This window comes from Bathymodiolus platifrons methanotrophic gill symbiont, from assembly GCF_002189065.1.
GTDB lineage: Bacteria > Pseudomonadota > Gammaproteobacteria > Methylococcales > Methylomonadaceae > Methyloprofundus.
In genome coordinates this window covers 1-2754 of the sequence record NZ_BDMN01000042.1, presented here as the reverse complement: position 1 = coordinate 2754, position 2754 = coordinate 1, and the positions used below count along the sequence as shown (strand labels likewise).

At 42.6% G+C, this 2754-nt stretch carries 1 protein-coding gene and 1 pseudogene; one reads left to right on the top strand and one right to left on the bottom strand.

What is annotated here, in order from left to right; all coding sequences use genetic code 11:
- Nucleotides 1-679 precede the first annotated feature (679 nt).
- Nucleotides 680-2131 carry a pyridoxal phosphate-dependent decarboxylase family protein gene (locus CDZ78_RS03090; RefSeq protein WP_087868657.1) on the top strand — a complete coding sequence of 484 codons (1452 nt, stop codon included), beginning with the start codon at nt 680-682 and terminating at the stop codon, nt 2129-2131.
- Here the strand turns inward: CDZ78_RS03090 and CDZ78_RS03085 are convergent.
- Nucleotides 2128-2754: pseudogene (locus tag CDZ78_RS03085) on the bottom strand (patatin-like phospholipase family protein); the annotation flags it as partial. The gene CDZ78_RS03090 and the pseudogene CDZ78_RS03085 sit on opposite strands and share 4 nt — an antisense overlap.

The following is a 2754-nucleotide window of genomic DNA, read 5'->3' as shown; positions in this document are numbered from 1 at the left end:
AACCAACTCACCATCATTTCGTAAATGAGAAAGGTCACAATCAGAAACCTTTAAAATTTATTTGGCTTCCTTGCCACTCAACCATATTTCATTATTAGTCAAAAATACCACCTAATTTGTCGATTTTTTATAAACCCAATTTTTGCATATAGTAATAATGAAAAACCATTAACTTTATGGACAGGTGAATAAGAATTTTAAAGCTAGTTTGTCAGAAATTGCAGACTTTAACTCGTTAGAAAATTGTAGCAAAATGGGTTGTGAACAATCTCTCGTTTGACCGTTTATATTATTATGGTAAAAATAGGCCGGTTCATATTAGTATTGCCCCTGAGAATAACCGCGCTGTGACGTTATTAGAAAAATCACCTACTGGACGACGAATACCAAAAAACATTAAAAATGAACCCTTTTTTCTTAAAGAGTAAATCACATGGATGTAGCACAATTCAATCAACTGATCAAAACAGTTAACATTGGAAATGTTAGTTGGTAATGCACGCTATCAACATAGTAACGCGTTTCAACAGCAACGCTAAAGTATCGACATAATAATAACCAAATAAGTAACCGTTCAGATCCCAAAAGAGGGATTGAGGAACCTTTTTCTAATAAAACCTCATCTAACCCCTCCTGATAAGGAGGGCGACTGAACGGTTACCCGAACAAGAGTAATAACATGTACCAAGAGCTTGCAGAATGCGGAAACCTTAGTGAACTATTAAAGAACTTTGCTACTGAACTTGATCAATACCTGCGCTTTGAACATCCCGATGCCGTGTCTAGTATAGATAGCTGGAAATCTGCTTTAGGTGGAAATGTACCTGCCCAGGGCATTGGCAGTGAGCAACTTATCGCTGAGATGGGGCAATACCTTATTCCCAATGGCTCCCAGATTCCCAAACCAGGATGTACTTCGTTTATTACTACAGGTGCGAGTTCGATGGGAGTACTGGCTTCTTTGAGTGGTGCTGTTGTTGCACCGCAACGGGTTGGCATGACCGCATATAATTATCTGGAGGAATTGTCATTAGAATGGATGGCAGAAATGTTTGCTTTGTCCCCAGCCATGAAAGGAGTGTATAGCAGTGGAGGTTCAATCGCTAATCTGGTTGCAATCGGAGCCGCACGGCAATGGGCATTTGAAAAACTAGGCATTAATGTCGCTGAAGAGGGTATGACCATGTCATGCCGGTTATATACCAGCAGCGCCTGTCATCGCACCATTCACCGAGCCGCAGCTGTTCTAGGTATGGGGCGTTCCGCCGTAGTTAGCATTGCAACGGATAGTCATGGGCGAATTTGTCCCCAGGCTTTGCGCTGTCAATTACAAGAAGATATGACTAAGGACATCGTAGCAGTGGCTATCGTTGCTAATGCGGGAACAACGAATACCGGGGCAATCGATCCATTGAATGCCATTGCAGACATTGCCGCTGAATTTGATATATGGATGCATGTAGATGGTGCCTATGGTTTACCCGGCATTCTTGACCCTCGCATTCGCGACTTATACCAGGGAATAGAGAGAGTGGATTCAGTCATTATTGACCCGCATAAATGGTTAGGAGCTCCCGTGGGCATTGGAGCAACTTATGTGCGTGACCGAAATATTTTATATCGCGCATTTAGTCAGGGTGCCGCTGACTATCTTGAAGGAGCTTGTACTGACCATAATATTCAAAACTCTATGGATAGTATGGGCATTCCTTACCATGATTTTGGCGTTGAGTTATCAGCGCCTTCGCGCGGGGCTGTGGTATGGGCTCTTATTCGCGAAATTGGTAAAACCGGCATACAGAAACGCATCTGCCGACATAATGACATGGCTCGACTAGTGGCTGATCTAGCTCATCAACACCCTAACCTGGAGGTGGTGCAAGAACCAACCTTGTCCATTTGTTGTTTTCGTTTTGTTGATCAGAGCGTGGAAAACCTTAATGAGTTTAATCGGCAAATACACCGACAATTAACAAAAAATGCACGCAATATTCCCAGTACTACTTTAATTAATGGACAGCTGGTTATTCGTCCCTGCTTTGTCGGTGCACGAACCACAGAGCAACATGCCAGAGATTTGGTAAATGAAGTGATTGAAACAGGTAATCTACTACTATCAAATGCAAGTTAGTTTGATATATGTTGCAAGGCCGTGGCTCGCCCAAGTTCAATCATTTCATCAGCACGATCAAACTCTAAAGTACCACAGGCATTCCGCGGAATTTCAATAATAATATCGGGAGGATAGGCCGCTAACTTCTGACGAGCAATAGTACTTTGCATGGCATCAAATGACTGGTTAGCCACATCATACATCCCCCAATCCAGCCCCAAAGCAGCTACAGATCCATCACGCAAGCTATCTATAAAACCAGCAACCTTTTGATGCAAAAAGGGGCGTTCATTAGCTGGCTCAGCTTTCGATTCAACTTGCTTAACGTCTGCTACGGCCCCACCCAGATTAACCGCTATTTTTAAATCAGTCCTATCATTAAACGTAGGGGCAATCGGCACAGGGTTTAATACTCCCCCATCAACCAGCAACACGCCGTTATGATTAAATGGGGTAAAAAATAGTGGTAATGAAATGGAAGCCCTAATAGCATCAAAAAGTGGTCAGTTATTTAACCAAACTTCTTTTTCAGCCTGAATATCAGCGGCAACTGCTGTAAAAGGGATAGGTAAGTTTTCAATCAAGGTTTCACCTACCAGATTTCGTAACGTCCCAATAATTTTATCACCCTTTATCAGCCC

Bases quoted from the DNA above. Each gene is read 5' to 3' on its own strand.
- CDZ78_RS03090 (WP_087868657.1), top strand. From the start codon at position 680: ATGTACCAAGAGCTTGCAGAATGCGGAAACCTTAGTGAACTATTAAAG.